Here is a 16,331-nt window from a genome sequence, read left to right as displayed (position 1 = left end):
AGCTCCAGTTTCTCGTGCAGGCCTTCCCTCGTGGTGAGGAATTTTCCCGTTTAACGATTCCACAGCGGGAAAGATGAAGTGCGTAGATTTAGCTAGAGACCGACTTCTTCGCGAGCTCGTCCATTACTTGCTTCGTTGCTCGATATGCAAGCTCAACGATCTCGTCTATTTCGAATTCGGTTACAACGAGAGGAGGGGCAAAACCAAGAATGTCTCCATGCGGCATCGCTCGTGCGATGAGCCCCCGTTCCCGAGCAGCTTTCGAGATACGGGCGCCGACCTTGAGCTGCGGATCAAATCGTCGTTTTGTTTGGCGATCCGCGACGAATTCGATCGCGCCAAGCAGCCCCACGCCCCGCACCTCACCGACGATTTCGAGCTGTGCAAATCGTTCCTTGAGGCGCTTTTGGAAGTGTGATCCGACAACTCTCGCCCTATCGCTAAGCCGCTCCTTTTCGACGATATCGAGCACTGCGTTGGCGGCAGCGGCCGCGATCGGATGGCCGGAATAGGTGTAGCCGTGAGAGAATGCTCCTACGCGATCCGCCGCTTCCTCCATCACTGCGTAAACTCTCTCACCAACAATGGCTCCAGAGAGTGGCACGTACCCGGAGGTCAACCCTTTGGCGACCGTCACCAGGTCCGGCTCCATTCCGTACAAGGTGCTGCCAAAGTCAGCGCCAGTTCGCCCAAACCCGCAAATGACCTCGTCAGCGATCAGAAGAATGTCAAATCGCCTGAGCACAGCCTGAATTTCGCGCCAGTAGCCGGCGGGAGGCGGAGTTATACCGCCCGTGCCCAGCACCGGCTCGGCAATGAACGCGCCGATCGTCTCCGGCCCCTCCCGTACGATCAGCTGTTCAAGCTCGGCTGCACGCCGGCGAGAAAAGTCCTCTTCCGTCTCACCCGGCTCGGAACTCCAATAATGGTGCGGTGCGCCCGTGTGCAGAATGCCAGGGAAGGGAAGATCCATGTGATCATGGTAGAACGACATCCCGGTCATCGAACCAGAGATCACTGAGCAGCCGTGATAGCCGCGCTCGCGCGAGATAATCTTCTTCTTTTTGGGCTGACCACGGAGATTGTTGTAATACCAAACGAGCTTGGCCTGGGTCTCGTTAGCGTCTGACCCTGACAAGCCGAAGAATACTTTACTTGGTTTGCCAGGGGCCATTCGCACGAGTCGATTTGCCAGTGTTGCCAGCTCGTCGGTCGTGTGCGCCGCATACGTATGATAGTATGCGAGTTTGTAGGCTTGCCGCGCAATGGCCTCCGCCACTTCGGTCCGACCGTATCCAATGTTTACGCAGTAGAGACCAGCAAACGCATCAATGTAAGTGTGTCCTTGCGCGTCTTCGATGCGGATACCTTTCCCGCCGGTGACAATTGTTGGGTCTCCCGCTTGTCCGCGGGCAAATTCCTTGAGTTGAGTGAATGGGTGGAGAACACTCGAACGATCAAGCTCGGCGATGGCCTTAATGTCAGTCATTCCGAATTCTCCTAGCCCGTCAAATCGCCGAAGCAGACGTACTTCAGCTCCATATATTCTGCCAATCCGTGCCGCGATCCTTCACGACCGAGTCCAGACTGCTTCCATCCGCCAAACGGAATCGGCGGGCCTGTGAACGACGCGGTGTTGACTCCGATCATTCCGCACTCGAGTTGCTCGGAAAGTCTGAGCGCTCGACGCAGGTTATCCGTGTAGACGTACCCGGCCAGCCCCATCTCGTTTGTATTGGCGCGGGCGATGACCTCTTCTTCAGAGTCGAAGGGCAGTACCGCCGCCACGGGCCCAAACGTCTCCTCATGACCGATGAGCATGTCCTCGGTCACATCACTTAGCAGCGTCGGAGCGACAAAGTTCGCACCCAGTTCGTCGCCCTGCTTTGAGGAGAAAACCCGAGCACCTTTTGCCGCCGCGTCATCGATTTGGGCCCTGCACTTGTTCGCTACCGACAGCTTTGTCATTGGCCCGATATCCGTCGCGGCGTCCAGACCATGGCCGACCTTTAGTTTAGCAATCGCCCCAGCAAACGAGTCGACGAAGGCATCGTAAATGCGTCTTTGCACGTAAATGCGGTTAGCTGCCAAACAGTCTTGGCCGGAGGTAGCGAACTTGGCTGCCATCAATCCCTTGACGGCCTTCCCAAGATCGACGTCATCAAAGACGAGAAAGGGGGCATGCCCTCCGAGTTCAAGCGAGACTTTCTTTACGGTCGCAGCGGATCCTTCCAGGAGCAGGCGACCGACTTGCGTAGAACCAGTGAACGAAAGGGCGCGTATCCTTGTGTCGCTCAACAAGGGCGTCGAAAGTTCAATGGGATCACCAACCAGCACCTGAAACACACCAGACGGGACACCTGCTTCTTCAGCCAATCGGGCCACAGCGAGAGCAGATAGAGGGGTCTCGGGGGCAGGCTTCACGATGATAGGGCAGCCCGCGGCGAGGGCTGCTCCGGCCTTTCGCGTAACCATGGCGACAGGGAAGTTCCAAGGTGTGATCGCCGCGGCGACGCCGATTGGCTGCATACGCACGTGAAGCAGACTTCCAAGCTTGTGACTGGGGATCGTCTCACCGTAAGCACGCTCGCCCTCGGCCGCGAACCAGTCGAGGAACCCGGCACCGTACGCAATTTCGTGGCGAGCCTCAGAAAGTGGTTTGCCCTGCTCGCTCGTGACCAGGACGGCGAGGTCGTCCGAATGATCGAGCATCAACCTGGCCCAGCACCTTAGTATCGCCCCACGAGTTGCTGGCAACAGCTCGCGCCAAGAACAGAGCGCGCGTTCAGCTGCCGCGATTGCGTGGCTCACGTCAGTGGCACTGTAGCGACTCACCTCAGCAATATGCTCTTCGGTAGCCGGATCGACTACAACGTCTTTCTCGTCCCTCGTCACCCACTGACCGTCGATGAGCGCGGCTCCAGTAAGGAAATCGCGGCGCCTCAAACTTTGCAAACGCCGCTTCGTGATACCGGCCATATGCGGACCAGTCTGTCGAACATTGCCAGCTTCCACTTGAGAGTCCTACGCGTCATCTGTTGAAATTGCCTACGCAATCAGGCTACCTTTGATGCACGGTAGTTTGCGTCGCATTTCTGGGCGGGTGGGATGATTTCCTGCATCACGCACTAACTTCGCGGCGATATTCACCAAGGGGGAGCCGTTCATGCAATACGACAGAATAGATGCCCGCATCCTCGAGATCGTGCAAAAGAATAACCGACTAACATCAGAGACAATCGGCGAACTGGCCGGACTTTCCGCCACAGCGTGTCAACGACGCCTGAAAAGACTTCGTTGTGAGGGCATCATCGAGGCCGACGTATCGATCGTTTCGCCGAAGGCAGTTGGAAGGCCGATCCAAATGCTGGTGCTGGTAACGTTGGAGCGCGAACGTTCCGATATAATCGATAAATTTAAGAAGGCGATCAAATCGTCGGTTGATGTCGTGAATGGATTTTACGTCACCGGCGAGGCTGATTTTGTCCTATACATCACAGCCCGCACCATGGAAGATTATGAGCAGTTTACTCGACGCTTCTTCTACGAAAATGCGGACATCAAGGGCTTTAAAACAATGGTCATAATGGACCGCGTGAAGGTCGGCTTTAGCATTCCGATCGATGCTTCGGCCGAGGATTAATGCTGGTGCCCCATCGCGAAGACCGAAGCGGTTGGTTATGTTTCGACGCTCCTGCACGGCATGACGTAAGGGCCTTCGATGTGGGAGGCGCTCGAGCGTTCCAGCATCGCAATATCGGCCTTAAGACTGGCCCATCAGGCGAGGATCGCTCGATGCGACCGCCTTTTCCATGGCGAATGGGTCGGCTTGTCTTTCGCCGCGGTTTGCCGGCCACCGTACTGAGGTGCCAGGGGACAATGAAGCGGGCCTGCCAGATAGCAGCAAGCGACCTCGGTCTCATAGGCGAAGACCTCGATTCTTGTCGTGCCAGTAATCCTGCCGCACGATGCGACACTCGCGCTGCTCGATCTGAGATCGCAGCTCGGCACATCGAGAGGGCGCAACCCTTGAGATGATCCGGTACCATGGAGGAGGAGGAGCGAAACAGGAAGCGGATCTTGCCGGCGCGCACATCGTCACAGAGACGCTGCTTCGCCTCCGACCCGAGGAATTGCCGGGTAGCGACGGCTCGAGATTGAGGTATCAGGAACCGCTGTCTTGAGTCAGCAAAGGATATGACCTCATCTGTACAAACGTGAGCGGAGTCGACGTCGAAAATGGCTTATTCGCGCTCCTATGCGCTGGCCGGGACGGGCGAGGGGAGCGACACTGATCGCAGACGACGGTAGGAAGCTTCTGGTTGGGGGTGCCTTGGGAAGCTGCGACTTGAGCCATTCTGATCCTCGCAACTTGATCACGCACTCACTAACCAAGCTGGCCAGCCATCCTTCATGCGTCAATGCAGCGACACCCATCAGGCTGCCCGCTGCTGGGTCAGCGTTTCGTGGTTCGAATCATATCAGGCGGCCTCGGCGAGCTTGTAGGACCATGTGTGGATGACCGGATGGCGGTTGACATCGTCAATTCCGGCCATGATGCGCTCCTTGAGTTCATGTTTTGAGGTCACCCGGATGTGACGCAGGACGGAGCGGGCGAATTTGGAGAAGAAGCTCTCAATGAGGTTGAGCCAGGAGCCGTGCTTGGGCGTGAACGTAAATTCGAAGCGGCCTGCGGGTCGTGTGTCGAGCCAGGCTCTGGTTTCTCTCGAGATGTGTGCGGAATGATTGTCGAGGATCAGCTTGATCGCCGTGCTCGCCGGATAGGCCGCGTCGAGAAGCTTGAGGAATTCGACGAACTCGCGGCTGCGGTGGCGGTCTCTGACAAGAGCGTGGACCTTCCCAGTCAAAAGATCGATCCCTGCCAACAGGCTGAGCGTGCCATGGCGTCGATACTCAAAATCGCGCGCCAAGGCCGGATGGACGCCTGGCACGGGCGGCAAATCCGGTGCCGTCGTCGCGATGCCTGAATCCCGGGCTTTTCGTCGTAGGAGACGATCGCTACCGGCTTGCCCGATTTCTTCGACCCGGCTTTCCTCGACTTGGCTGCGGCCTTTTTCAGGACCTGGACCTCGCGATAGACACACAGGACCTCCGCCATTTTCTGCTCGAATTCGGCGTCGCGACGCTCCCGATAGTAGCGCACCTTTTGCGGCTTAATCTCCTCCTGGCCGAGAATCTTACACACCGTGCCCTGGACCAGATGGGCGAGACATTCACGTCCGGCCTCCGGTCCGTGCTCGCGCGCATGGCGGGCCAGCAGCCGCGTCGTCCACAATTTCGTGCGGATAGCCGTGCTCCTTGGCCTTGTCGCACGCCAAAGACACCAGCCAGGCCTTGGCCTGCGGCGTGATCGTCGGCTCCTTACCTGGGCGCGGCCGGTCATCCAGCGCCGCCAGCGGACCATAGGCCATCGCTCGCTCGACACAGCGCTGCACGGTCTGATGATGCGCTCCAAGATTTCGCGCCACCGCCAAAAACGATGGGTCCTCACGGTAAGCGAGAAGCATCCGCGCTCGCTCCACCCGGCTCACACGCTCCGTTCGCGAACGCGATACACTCGTCAGCTCCGCAATCACCTCGTCGGTCATCGCCAGCTCGACCGCACGCCGCCATCCTGCCATCATGCAACTCCTCGTCTCGTCCATCACAAACGAGGAATCCACCAAGATTCTTTCGGTTCCAAGCATCAGAATCTATCCAATACATCCGGATTCATGGAATCGGTCGTCGGCTTCCTCCCCGTAACGGGCTCCCAGCTGGATGCCTGTGGGAAGCTTTATCTTGCGATAGATGCGTGGGTAACGAGATAGCCGGCAGCCCGCTAACACTCGCCGGAACGAGAAACGGTCCGAACGCTGACCGGGAACTGTCGCGGCGAGCGTCTCTGTCTACTTCATACAATGAATTGTATTCGCCTAACGGGAAGGCAGGGCGCGGAAAGACGGGACAGAGACCATCAAATTGGGGGAGTCTGGCAGCGATTTCACCGCCCGCATACCGGATTGTAGCGACGTCCGCCGCGTGCGTGACTGCATCGATCTTCTTGCCGCCGTCAATGGCGCTTCTGACCATTGGCTCGACCTCGTCCGCGGCCAGTTTTGCACCGAAATCCTCCTCGGCACGTTGAAACCGAAGTGCTAACTGAACTTCGAAGATTCGGGCGTATGTCTGCTGGAGGGCTTCGTTGTAAAATGAAACGTCGCAGCGTTCTACATTGGAGCCATTCTTTCGAGTAGCTTGGCAGTCTCGTCCACCGATGCGGTGATTTCGCGATTGAAGTCTTTTCCAGTTGCTGATGCGGTCGTGAACCCGACCGGCAGGCCTTGGATCGCGCGCAGACAATTGTAGAAGCGTGCCGTCGGGCGACGGAGGTGTAGATATCGGCAACTGCCGACCCATGAGTATCGCTCCGGTCACCGTCCGACTTCAGCTCCTTACAGGCTGAAATCAGGGTCCTTCACGGCCGAATCGACCTCAATCCTATCGAGCATGACTACGCCAACTCAAACACCTGATGCGAGCCGCAAAGTCTGGCGACGCCGAAGCAACGGGGCAAAAGGTCGGCGAACTCCTCGATCTAGAGTGCGCCAACTATCTCAAAAACTCAGGCTATGTTTGTCCGAATAGAAACATCATGCTCTAGGAACTTAGTCGGGACGCAGCGCCGTTAGAACGCCGATACGCTCAGGCTAGCGCGCTCTTGAGATCGAAACTCTCGTCCGCGGCTTTTTCCGGAGCGAGTGAACGGTCCATTCCGAGCAGGCGCCGGCCAAAGATGTGGTCCGATGCGCGGTTGACCGACTCGATGCCCACAAGCTTGCCGAACTTATAGCAAAACACTGAAAACGCCTTTCGTGCGGGATCGCCGCGCAGAACAACCTGATCATGACCGGTTATCAATCCCGCGATCTGCAGCTTGCTGTTACATTGATCGCTCCAGAACCAGGGCAGGCCGTCATAGGGCTTCCTGTCGCCGACCAGGCGTGCCGCCACGCAGCGCGCCTGATCCATGGCATTCTGCACCGATTCCAACCGCATTGAGCCGCCGAATCGCGAGCTGGCAAACAGCGCGCAATCCCCGATCGCCGAGATGTTCGGATCGGGGGTTGATAGGTACTCGTCGACGACGACGCCTGATGCAACCGGCAGACCAGCTTCCGCCGCCAGCTCAATGTTCGGCAGAACGCCGACGCCGACCACGACCAAATCGGCCGCCAGATGCCGGCCGTCGCTCAACGAGACGCCCGTCACCTTGCCACCATCAGCCTCAATGCTGGTGGCGTGCACACCAAGATGAATGCGGATGCCAGACTCGCGGTGCCGCGCCTGGAAGTAGTCAGATACTTCGGCTGTCACGGCGCGCGCCATGACGCGCGGCGCGAGCTCGATAACGTCGACCTCCAAACCTTTGACGCGCGCGACCGTAGCGAACTCAAGCCCGATGAATCCGGCGCCGATAACTACCACGCGCTTTCTGGATGGAAGGACCCTGCACAAGTTTTCGCTTTCATCGAGGATGCGCAGATATCTTACATCGGGCAGATTGGCGTTTGGCAGGTCGAGCAGGCGATTGCGCGCGCCCATTGCCAGCACTACGTGGCGGTAGTCGAGCGAGGCGCCGGACGCAAGCGACAACTTTAGGTGTTGCCGATCGATTGCCACAACACGGGTTTGGACCAATTCGATGCTCTCTTCGCGATAGAACTTCTCTGGCCGGAACAGGAGGCTGTCCGGACCTACGGAGCCATTGATGTAAGCCTTCGAGAGCGGCGGCCGCTGGTATGGTGGATGCCTCTCATCATTGACAAGACAAATATGCTCCTTGAAGCCGAACTGGCGCAGGGATGCGGCGATGTGAAAACCCGCATGGCCCGCGCCGACGATAACAACCGGGCCGCCCGTCATCGGAATAGCCGCAGGAGCCCACCACAGGAGCTACCCATGTCGTCTTCTCTCCACCAATTTTGGCTTACCGTCTCGCCGGCGTCGGCGCACGTGAGCGCATTAAGCTTTGGCAGCGGACCGGACTGCCTTGAATCCGAAAGATTCGTCAGCCAGTGACGAAATGGATTCCTGAGAACCCCTCTCCGCAAAGGCTAGGCTGATCGACCTAGGGGGGTCCTGACAACGACTCGGTCGAGTCTGCCGTTCGCTCAATGACTCGAATCGCGGCGGCGGGGCACAGCGCCGCGGCCAGTCGAACCTTTTCGTGCGACTCGGCGCTCGGCGCGTCAACGAGCAGCACAACAACGCCATCCTCGTCGCGCTGGTCGAACACCTCAGACGCAGCTAGCACGCATTGACCGCCCCCCACGCACTTCTCCTTGTCAACTTCAATCCGCATGTTCGCGAGCTCCTTATTATTTCGTCTCTGATATCCGAGGGCTTAGACGCGCGGTGAGCCTGTCGTTGCGCGCTACCGTGTCGAGGTGCGGTTCGCCGGCCCCCGCATCGCCAGTGCTGTCACGGAGCGACAACGCTCCCGATGGGCATAGTGAGACCGCTTGTCGAGCGGCTTCAAGATCGGCGTCATTGAGAGCGCCTTTAGCGCGCAGCAGGACTCGACCGTCATTGTCCTGGTCGAACAGGTTCGGAGCGGTGAGCGCGCACATACCTCCGCCTACACATCGATCCCGGTCCGCATTGACTCTTGTCACCATCGCGTCACCAAGACACGGGGAGCCGCTGCGGGGCATAGATATCCCTATCGCTGGTCCAAGTTATATCCTCGATCGGGACGGCGAAATCGAGAGCCGGAAAGCGATCCGCCAAGTCGGTAAGTGCGACTCGCAGTTCCAAGCGAGCGAGGTGTTGGCCGATACACTGGTGGATGCCATAGCCAAACGTAAGTTGTTTTGCTGCTTCCGGGCGCGCCAGGTCGATTCGGTCCGGCTCGGCGAAGACCTGAGGATCTCGATTCGCCGCCGAGAATGAGATCCCAACAGTTTCAAACGCCTTGATGACGGTTCCGCCGAGCTCCACGTCCTCCAAAGGCATTCGAACAACGAGTTGGATAGCGATAGTATGGCGCAGCAGCTCTTCAACCATGTGAGCGATCGACCCTGACTGCGTCCTGAGTGCGTTCCAACGATCGCGGTCTCTCAGGAGCGTAAAGACTGAGAAGGCTAGCGTACGGGCAATCGCCGAGTGAGCTGCCTGCAGCAAGGTGACCGAGGTGGCCACGAGCTCTTCATCGGTCAGCTCCCCGTTGTGAACCAACTCACCGAACAGATCAGTGGCCGGTTGCGCTCGCTTGCGTGCAAAGATCTGACTGATAAATGTGCGAAATTCGTCCTGTACCTTCAGAATGTCCTCGATAGTGGCGTTAGGGTTGGTCGAGCGGACCGTAAACTGCATAAAGAGATCACGGTCACTTGTTGGCACGCCGAATATTTCGCAGGCTACGAGCGTTGGGACTGCCAGGGCGAAGGTCTCGACCAAGTCGAGAGGTGGCCCGAGTCGCTGCATGGCATCGAGACAATCGGCAACGATCCGCTCGATTCTTGCTCGATGCTCCTCGACCCGACGTACCGTGAAATAGCCCGCGAGGATGCGCCGAAACCGAGTATGCTCAGGCGCCTCCTTGAGGAAAAAGGGCAAGCTGTTTAGTGGACACTCACGGGCTGCTCGCAAGACACCCGGATCCCGGAACGCGTCGGCCAGCCTCCCATCGCTCCGGTAACGATCAACAAGGGCGCGAAGGGCGTCCGGAAATTCAGGGTCCTGGTGGATTGCGTAGTAAATTTGGCCGGAAAAAGCCTCGGGAGGCAAGCTCTGCGCACCCAACCTCGTGAAGCGAGAATCCCTCAGCACGGCCCGAGCAAGCTCCTGATTCGTCACGAGCCAGCCGACGCGACCGTCAGGAAACCGAAATCGACTTAGTGGTTGTGTTTCACGCAGGTTGCTGAGCTCACTCGACGGATTGAGCCACTCGCGTTCTGCAGGAAGGCGAATCGGTTCAGAGCGCCTGAGATCCGACTGCGGCCGAGTTGTCATAATAAGTATCCTTCCTTGCTAGCCGGCGACGCGGGCGGATCGGACAAACGTTCCCGGGACGCCACTGTCGAGCACTCGAAAACTGGTATCATAAATGCGCGCGCGATTTCGCGAAGTTTCTTGCGCCACGGCATATTTACTACGAACGCCAGGGCATTGCGCAGGATTTCTGCAATCCTTGCGTTGCTCTTCTCTTGCAAGGAGTTGATCCCCGAACACGGCCGGATTGAACCGGATTCTGCGTGGCGATATGCTCGACTTACCGGTGGTCCCCGCCGAGCGACAAATCGGGTGCCGACCCGGCCCAAAAAGCCCACGTCTAGATCTTTAAATCGCGCGGCATCAGCGTGCGGTATCGCTGCCGCATGCAGCGAACTGATGGAGACGGCGACAAAAAGGGCTTCACTAGATCGAGAAGACATTCCGCGCTTGCTGGGTCGAACGAGCTTACTTCGCAATGGACTGCAAAGCACTGCATCTCAGTACAGGAGATCACGTTCCAAATGTTGAACTCGTGTCCACGATCATGAGTGTTCTTTCAAGGCCCCGCTCTACCGCCTAGCATGCGTGACCATCACGCCGAGCGCGCTAGTAAGAGCATTATGCCGAGGCTCGACGAGCACGATGTTGGAATGTCGACCAGGACCTCATGTCCAGCTCACTCCAACGCAGGTTGTTGAGCAGAGAAAGGGCTCGCAGCATGCCGCTAGCTAGTTGATTCCACATGACCTGCCACTGCGTATTTCCTCCAGAAGGAGTTAGAGTCCGGCCCGAAGAAGGACGGACAGATGAAGCGAGCAAGGTTCACGGAAGAGCAGATTATCGCGGTATTGAAGGAGCATGAGGCTGGGGCGAAGACAGCCGACCTGGCTCGCAAGCACGGTGTTTCCGAGGCGACGATCTACAATTGGAAGGCCAAATTCGGCGGCATGGACGTTTCCGAAGCGAAGCGGCTGAGGGCCTTGGAAGAGGAGAACGCGAAGCTGAAGAAGCTTCTGGCCGAGCAGATGCTCGATGCGGCCGCACTTCGCGAGCTCCTTTCAAAAAAATGGTAGGGCCCGCCGCCAAGCGCGCTGCGGTCGCGCATCTGCAGGCCGTCATGAGCCTGTCGGAACGGCGGGCCTGCTCGATTGTGGGGGCGGATCGGAAGATGATCCGCTATCGCTTCAGCCGCCCGCCGAACGCAGTTCTGCGTGGCCGATTGCGCGATCTCGCCAACGAGCGGCGGCGTTTCGGCTATCGCCGGTTGTTCGTCCTGCTGCGGCGGGAGGGCGAGCCCTCGGGGATCAACCGGATCTACCGGCTTTACCGCGAGGAAGGGCTCACCGTCCGCAAACGGCGGGCTCGCCGCAAGGCCGTGCGGACCCGTGCCCCGATCCTGGTCGAGGCGAGGCCGAACGCGCGCTGGTCGCTGGACTTCGTCCACGACCAGTTCGCCAATGGCCGACGCTTCCGCATCCTCAACATCGTCGACGACGTCACCAAGGAATGCCTGGGCGCCATTCCGGAGACGTCGATCTCGGGGCGGCGCGTGGCCCGCGAACTGACGGCAATCGTCGAGCGACGCGGCAAGCCAGGAATGATCGTGTCCGACCATGGCACCGAATTCACCTGCAACGCCATGCTCGCTTGGTGCAAGGACGCAGCCATCGATTGGCACTTCATTGCGCCGGGAAAGCCGATGCAGAACGGCTTCGTCGAGAGTTTCAATGGCCGGATGCGCGATGAGCTACTCAACGAGACCCTGTTCTTCGATCTCGTTGACGCCCGCGCCAAGATCGCCAACTGGGTCGCCGACTACAATCTCCAGCGTCCCCACTCGTCGCTGAAATACCTGACCCCCGCGGCCTACGCCGCCCACCTCACCGCAACGGACGATCGGCTGCGCAACCCCGACCAGCTCCGCCGATCGTCCGTTGCTCCATCCGCGCCACTTGGCGTACAAAACCCCGAGACTCTAACTGCCGCTGGATGAAAATGCAGTGGCAGGTCACACACCCGCTGAGGCGCGATTATTGCTCTTAAGACCTCAAGATTGACTACCGGAATGCTGCGGCATCGCGGCAACAAGAAAGAGCCCCGCGCGTAAGCCTTAAACGATCGAAGTTACTTACTTCAGGTCATCTCTCTGAGAGAGACACGCCTTGGCGATGCTTGGCAAGGAAAGGATCCCTCATTTATCGACCACCACCATATCGACTGCTGACCAACACAGGCGTACACGCGCGCCCGGCTCGGGCCGCGAGTCGGCACGATTGGACATCATCTTGGCCGAAATGTTAAGACCGTTGTCGGTCTTGACCGTTACACGCGTCATACCGCCAATGAACGAAGTGCTTGCGACTTCGCCATCAAGAGCATTGCTGCCATTTGGAATACGCTCACCGCAGCCGCTGATGCACACTCTCTCCGGTCGAATCATAAGTAGGAGCTCACAGCCTTCTGTGCATTCCCTGATAGGAACTTCAATGGGCCGATTTCCGGCGATCGATACCTTGTCTTTGCCGACTACCCGACCCTTGATCAGGTTCGATTCGCCTATGAATTCCGCGACGAAGCGGTTGCGTGGGTGGAAGTACAATTCGTCCGGCGTCCCAAGCTGGGCAATCCCTCCCATCCGCATCAGGCAGATGCGGTCGGACATGTTCAAGGCTTCTTCCTGATCGTGGGTTACGTAGATGAGCGTCGTTCTCAGATCCTTGTGGAGACGCTTTATTTCCCCCTGCATCTGTTCGCGCAGGTTTTTGTCCAGCGCCCCCAAAGGCTCATCCATCATGATGATGGCCGGCGAATAGACGATGCAACGCGCAATGCCGACACGCTGTTGCTGGCCGCCCGAGAGCTGGCGCGGCTTGCGGTTTTCAAAGCCGCGTAGGCCGACGCGCTCAAGCGCCTCCGTTACCTTGATGCTGATCGTCTTAGTAGATTCGTGACGACAACGTAGGGGATACGCTACATTGTCGAATACATTCATGTGCGGCATCAGAGCGTAGTTTTGGAACACCATTCCAATGCCCCTCTCACGCGGTGGCATATGGGTAATGTCGCGTCCGTCTAGCAGTATTGTGCCTGTCGTCGGCCCAGTCGCGCCCGCAATCAGGTTTAGCAATGTCGTCTTGCCGGACCCGGACGGACCGAGCAGGGTCAAGAATTCTCCTTTCACCATACTTAGATCGGTGGGGTGCAATGCCGTCACGGGGCCATAAGTCTTGGAAATGCCCATCAGCCCTATCGCGTGGCTGATTGGGCCACCAAGAACGGTGCTATTATGCATCCGGATTACCTCTTCACCGCAGAGATTATCGGGTGCGGCGCCCACGTTGCTTCCATGTTGGCGAATGTCTTCAATTGCATGCCCTTTCTCCATCCCTAGACCACGGGAAATAATGTCCGTTCGGACTGTCGCGCCATTTCGATCAAATTTCGACCGACGTCTCCTTCCTCAATGCGATGAGGACGATGCTGACTAGCAGGGAAATTGCTGTTAGCAAGGCGGATATGGCGGCGACCACTGGCGATAACTCCCACAGGAGTTCATTGTACATTTTGACGGGCAGCGTGACCGTGTTGGGACCAGTCAAAAACCAGGAAATGGTCAATTCATCGAAGGACATCAGAAAAGCGAGGAAGGCAGCGGCCACGAGCGACGGAACTAGTTGTGGTATCACGACAGTCAGGAACATGCGTATTGGTCCAGCCCCCATGAGTTCGGCGCCAAATTCGAGATCGCGATCCAGTTTGTTCACTCCGGCCACAATCATGAGGACAACAAAAGGCAAGGACAGCATCAAATGACCGAGGACAATCGACAGGGTCGTTCCGCTGATGCGAGCATAGGAGAAGTACAAAAGAAGGCCCAGGGCGATAACAATCTGGGGGACGATTAACGGACTCATGATGACGCCGCTAATAAGTCCCTTGCCCATAAATTCATGGCGCGCGATCCAGTAACCTGCGGGAACGCCAGCAAGCATTGCAATCGCCATAGACGCCAGCGCAACCTTGAGGCTTTCGGAAAGTGGCCCCAGCCAACTAGGGGAACTGAGGAAGATTCTGAACAAGTCGAGCGAATAATCCGTCGTTGGAAAGGTCAGCGAATTCGTCGGGCCGAATGCCATGGGGATCGCCACCAGCAGAGGCGCCAGCAGAAACATATAGATGACCATCGCCAAGCCGGTACCCAGGGCACGATATCTACGCGAGTGCGGATCGTGAATGATAGTGGACATGGACGCCTCCTAGACCTTACGTCCGCGCCAAAACGCCAGGGGCGCGGCAAAAATAATGACCGTGCCGCACAGCACGATGCTGATTGCGCAGGCCTTCGGCCAGTCTAAGACCTCCCGATTGTAGAAGTTGACGAGATTCGATAGCATCATGTGCTGCGGCCCACCCAGCAAGGCGGGGACGATGAAGGCACCGAGCGACAGAACGACAACGCTCAAGAGGCCAGCGAATACGCCCGGCAGGCTCATGGGCACTGTGATTGTCCAGAACATCCGGGCTTGCTTGGCACCCATGATCGAGGCCGCGCGGTAAACCGCGGGTTCGATCGCAAGCAGGCTGGCGAGAACCGGCAGGACGACGATCGGAACGAGATAATTGGTCATACCGACCATGAGTCCGACCGTGTTGAAGACAAGCGGCAACTGGACTTTTGTTTGAAAGGCCCAACTCAGGACTGTGTTGACGATCCCATCGCGCCCAAGAATAACCATGAATGCGAAGCATTTGACCAGCACGCTGGTCCAGAACGGCAGCAGCACCAAGATCATCAGGAATCTTCTTCGCCGCGCAGGCTGACGCGAAAGGTGCAACGCAACGATGAATCCCAGTAGCAAGCTTAGCAATGACGACAAGCCGGTAACAAACAGCGTGTTGCTCAGCGTATTCCTGAACAAACTACTGGTCAGAACGGCATCGAACTCAGCCAGCGACAATGCTGACCCATGGATGCTGGTGAAGAGGACGTACAGAAGCGGCGGCACCACGATCGCCACGGCAATCATAGTGGCTGGCGACATGAATATGGCCTGCGCGCGCAGGCTGCTTGTTGAGTTCATGATCGGTCCTTGGCTCGCCCGCACAATTTGATCGAGTTCCGATACGAGGTGAATTGACCCACAACGGCGGCGACAGACGCGATCAGGTCATCGTCCACTCCAGGAACCGGCGCATTACCGCATCGTACTTATCCACCCAGTAGACGGCATCAACGACGAGATTGTTGGGCTTACTCGAGTCCGGCTGCCATTTGCGCGTCTCGGGTGACAACATCGTTGCGGCCATCTTGGATACCGGTGCGAGTGGCACCATATTAAAAAATCTCGCCTGCACTTCAGGGCGCAGGTAATAGGAGATCAATTTGATCGCGTTTTCCTTGTTGGGTGCGCCCTTGAGGATTGAGAGACAATCGGAAGCAATTACGCACTGCTCGAAGGAGAAAGCCAGGGGCACGCCGCCGCCCGGTTCGGTCGTCGGTTTGACCCGATTGTTGAAGCTGATTCCAAAATCGACCTCTCCAGTCTGCAATAAAGAGATCGTTTGTGGAGTGTTATCTGCCCATACAATATTCGACTTGATCGAATCGAGCTTCCTGAACGCACGATTCAAATCCAAAGGATAGATATCCTGCGCCGCAACGCCGTCAGCGAGAAGCGCCAGCTCCAGCATTCCGGGTTTTTTTGGACAACTGCGGCGTCCGGGGAACCTTTGCATGTCGAAGAATTCAACGAACGTCGCCGGATGTTTGCCTTGGCTGTATTTCGCCGGATCCCATGCGACGCCTTGGGCGTACGTTTCAAATGTGACGTAGTCGCTATCCGGCTTAATTACCATGTCCGGGGCATCGAACAGTGAAGGATCCAGACTCTCCCAGAAGCCCTTCTTGGATCCGCTCGCAGAGTCGTTGCTTGAACCTATAAAAACATCCATTTGGATATTACCCGTGAGCTGCATAGCCTTGACCTTGTCGAGTCCCGGCCAAGGGGTAATGTTGACCTTGATTCCCGTTTCCTGAGTGAATGGATCGTACACCGCTTTAATGCTGGCATCTTGATAAGATCCACCAAAATTGGAAATCGTTACTGAATCGGATTTGGCCGCAGCACGTCGAGCCCCGAGCACCGTCGGCGCTGCAAGGAGGGTGGCGCCGGCAAGGAAGGTGCGGCGTGATAATTTTGTGAAACGCTTGTTCATGGACGGTCCCCCTCTTTGATGCTATTTAGCACAAGCGGGCGCGCATGATTTCGCCGAGTTTTTGGGAACAGAGCAGATTTACCGCATGCTCTTCCATATGGCGCAGCAATGCTGCA

General features: G+C 57.6%; 15 protein-coding genes. 2 read left to right on the top strand and 13 right to left on the bottom strand.

Features of this window, described 5'->3' with window-relative positions:
- Window positions 1–88: 88 nt before the first annotated feature.
- Both XH85_RS12445 and XH85_RS12440 read right to left on the bottom strand, forming a co-directional pair.
- Window positions 89–1,489 carry an aminotransferase gene (locus tag XH85_RS12445; protein WP_128932060.1) on the bottom strand — a complete coding sequence of 467 codons (1,401 nt, stop codon included), beginning with the start codon at window positions 1,487–1,489 and terminating at the stop codon, window positions 89–91.
- 11 nt (window positions 1,490–1,500) lie between these two features.
- Window positions 1,501–2,979: an NAD-dependent succinate-semialdehyde dehydrogenase gene (locus XH85_RS12440; protein WP_128937234.1), complete on the bottom strand. Its 1,479-nt coding sequence runs from the start codon at window positions 2,977–2,979 to the stop codon at window positions 1,501–1,503.
- 187 nt (window positions 2,980–3,166) lie between these two features.
- On the opposite strand from XH85_RS12440, the gene XH85_RS12435 reads away from it, so the two are divergent.
- Complete coding sequence (locus XH85_RS12435; RefSeq protein WP_128932059.1) at window positions 3,167–3,643, top strand: Lrp/AsnC family transcriptional regulator; 477 nt, start codon at window positions 3,167–3,169, stop codon at window positions 3,641–3,643.
- 838 nt (window positions 3,644–4,481) lie between these two features.
- Here the strand turns inward: XH85_RS12435 and XH85_RS45855 are convergent.
- The 7 genes from XH85_RS45855 to XH85_RS12410 all read right to left on the bottom strand — a co-directional run bounded on the left by XH85_RS45855 (window position 4,482) and on the right by XH85_RS12410 (window position 10,017).
- Window positions 4,482–4,952 carry an IS630 family transposase gene (locus XH85_RS45855; RefSeq protein WP_208758112.1) on the bottom strand — a complete coding sequence of 157 codons (471 nt, stop codon included), beginning with the start codon at window positions 4,950–4,952 and terminating at the stop codon, window positions 4,482–4,484.
- Complete coding sequence (locus XH85_RS45850) at window positions 4,865–5,206, bottom strand: hypothetical protein (RefSeq protein ID WP_208758161.1); 342 nt, start codon at window positions 5,204–5,206, stop codon at window positions 4,865–4,867. The genes XH85_RS45855 and XH85_RS45850 overlap by 88 nt, the downstream gene beginning before the upstream one ends.
- 28 nt (window positions 5,207–5,234) lie before the next feature.
- Window positions 5,235–5,708 (bottom strand): COG3415 family protein, encoded by a 474-nt coding sequence (locus XH85_RS45845; RefSeq protein ID WP_208758111.1) that lies wholly within the window; start codon window positions 5,706–5,708, stop codon window positions 5,235–5,237.
- A gap of 997 nt (window positions 5,709–6,705) precedes the next feature.
- A complete protein-coding gene (locus tag XH85_RS12425) occupies window positions 6,706–7,926 on the bottom strand; it encodes an NAD(P)/FAD-dependent oxidoreductase (protein ID WP_128932058.1) in 1,221 nt (406 codons plus the stop codon).
- Between the two features lie 205 nt (window positions 7,927–8,131).
- Window positions 8,132–8,365: a ferredoxin gene (locus XH85_RS12420; protein ID WP_128932057.1), complete on the bottom strand. Its 234-nt coding sequence runs from the start codon at window positions 8,363–8,365 to the stop codon at window positions 8,132–8,134.
- 16 nt (window positions 8,366–8,381) lie between these two features.
- Window positions 8,382–8,681 carry a ferredoxin gene (locus XH85_RS47920; RefSeq protein WP_128932056.1) on the bottom strand — a complete coding sequence of 100 codons (300 nt, stop codon included), beginning with the start codon at window positions 8,679–8,681 and terminating at the stop codon, window positions 8,382–8,384.
- A 4-nt stretch (window positions 8,682–8,685) separates the two neighbouring features.
- Entirely contained in the window at window positions 8,686–10,017 is a 1,332-nt protein-coding gene (locus XH85_RS12410) for a cytochrome P450 (RefSeq protein WP_128932055.1), read from the bottom strand.
- Window positions 10,018–10,805: 788 nt separating this feature from the next.
- Between XH85_RS12410 and XH85_RS12405 the strand changes: the two genes are divergently transcribed.
- Window positions 10,806–11,992, top strand: a protein-coding gene (locus XH85_RS12405; protein ID WP_128932054.1) for an IS3 family transposase whose coding sequence is annotated in 2 segments (ribosomal slippage) — window positions 10,806–11,058 and window positions 11,058–11,992 — 1,188 coding nt in all. Because the reading frame shifts where the segments join, the coding sequence is not laid out codon by codon here.
- A 198-nt stretch (window positions 11,993–12,190) separates the two neighbouring features.
- On the opposite strand, the gene XH85_RS12400 is transcribed toward XH85_RS12405, so the two are convergent.
- The 4 genes from XH85_RS12400 to XH85_RS12385 form a co-directional block, all read right to left on the bottom strand.
- The gene (locus XH85_RS12400; protein ID WP_245474040.1) at window positions 12,191–13,384 is read right to left on the bottom strand and encodes an ABC transporter ATP-binding protein; all 1,194 of its coding nucleotides are present in this window, start codon (window positions 13,382–13,384) and stop codon (window positions 12,191–12,193) included.
- A gap of 49 nt (window positions 13,385–13,433) precedes the next feature.
- Entirely contained in the window at window positions 13,434–14,246 is an 813-nt protein-coding gene (locus tag XH85_RS12395; protein ID WP_128932053.1) for an ABC transporter permease, read from the bottom strand.
- A gap of 9 nt (window positions 14,247–14,255) precedes the next feature.
- Window positions 14,256–15,080, bottom strand: a complete 825-nt coding sequence (locus tag XH85_RS12390; protein WP_128932052.1) for an ABC transporter permease — start codon at window positions 15,078–15,080, stop codon at window positions 14,256–14,258.
- Window positions 15,081–15,162: 82 nt separating this feature from the next.
- Window positions 15,163–16,215, bottom strand: coding sequence for a polyamine ABC transporter substrate-binding protein (locus XH85_RS12385; RefSeq protein ID WP_128932051.1), 1,053 nt, complete (start codon window positions 16,213–16,215; stop codon window positions 15,163–15,165).
- Between the last annotated feature and the right edge of the window lie 116 nt (window positions 16,216–16,331).

Source organism: Bradyrhizobium zhanjiangense, from assembly GCF_004114935.1.
GTDB lineage: Bacteria > Pseudomonadota > Alphaproteobacteria > Rhizobiales > Xanthobacteraceae > Bradyrhizobium > Bradyrhizobium zhanjiangense.
The sequence above is the reverse complement of the archived record's forward strand: the minus strand, read 5'-3'. Positions and strand labels throughout refer to the sequence as shown.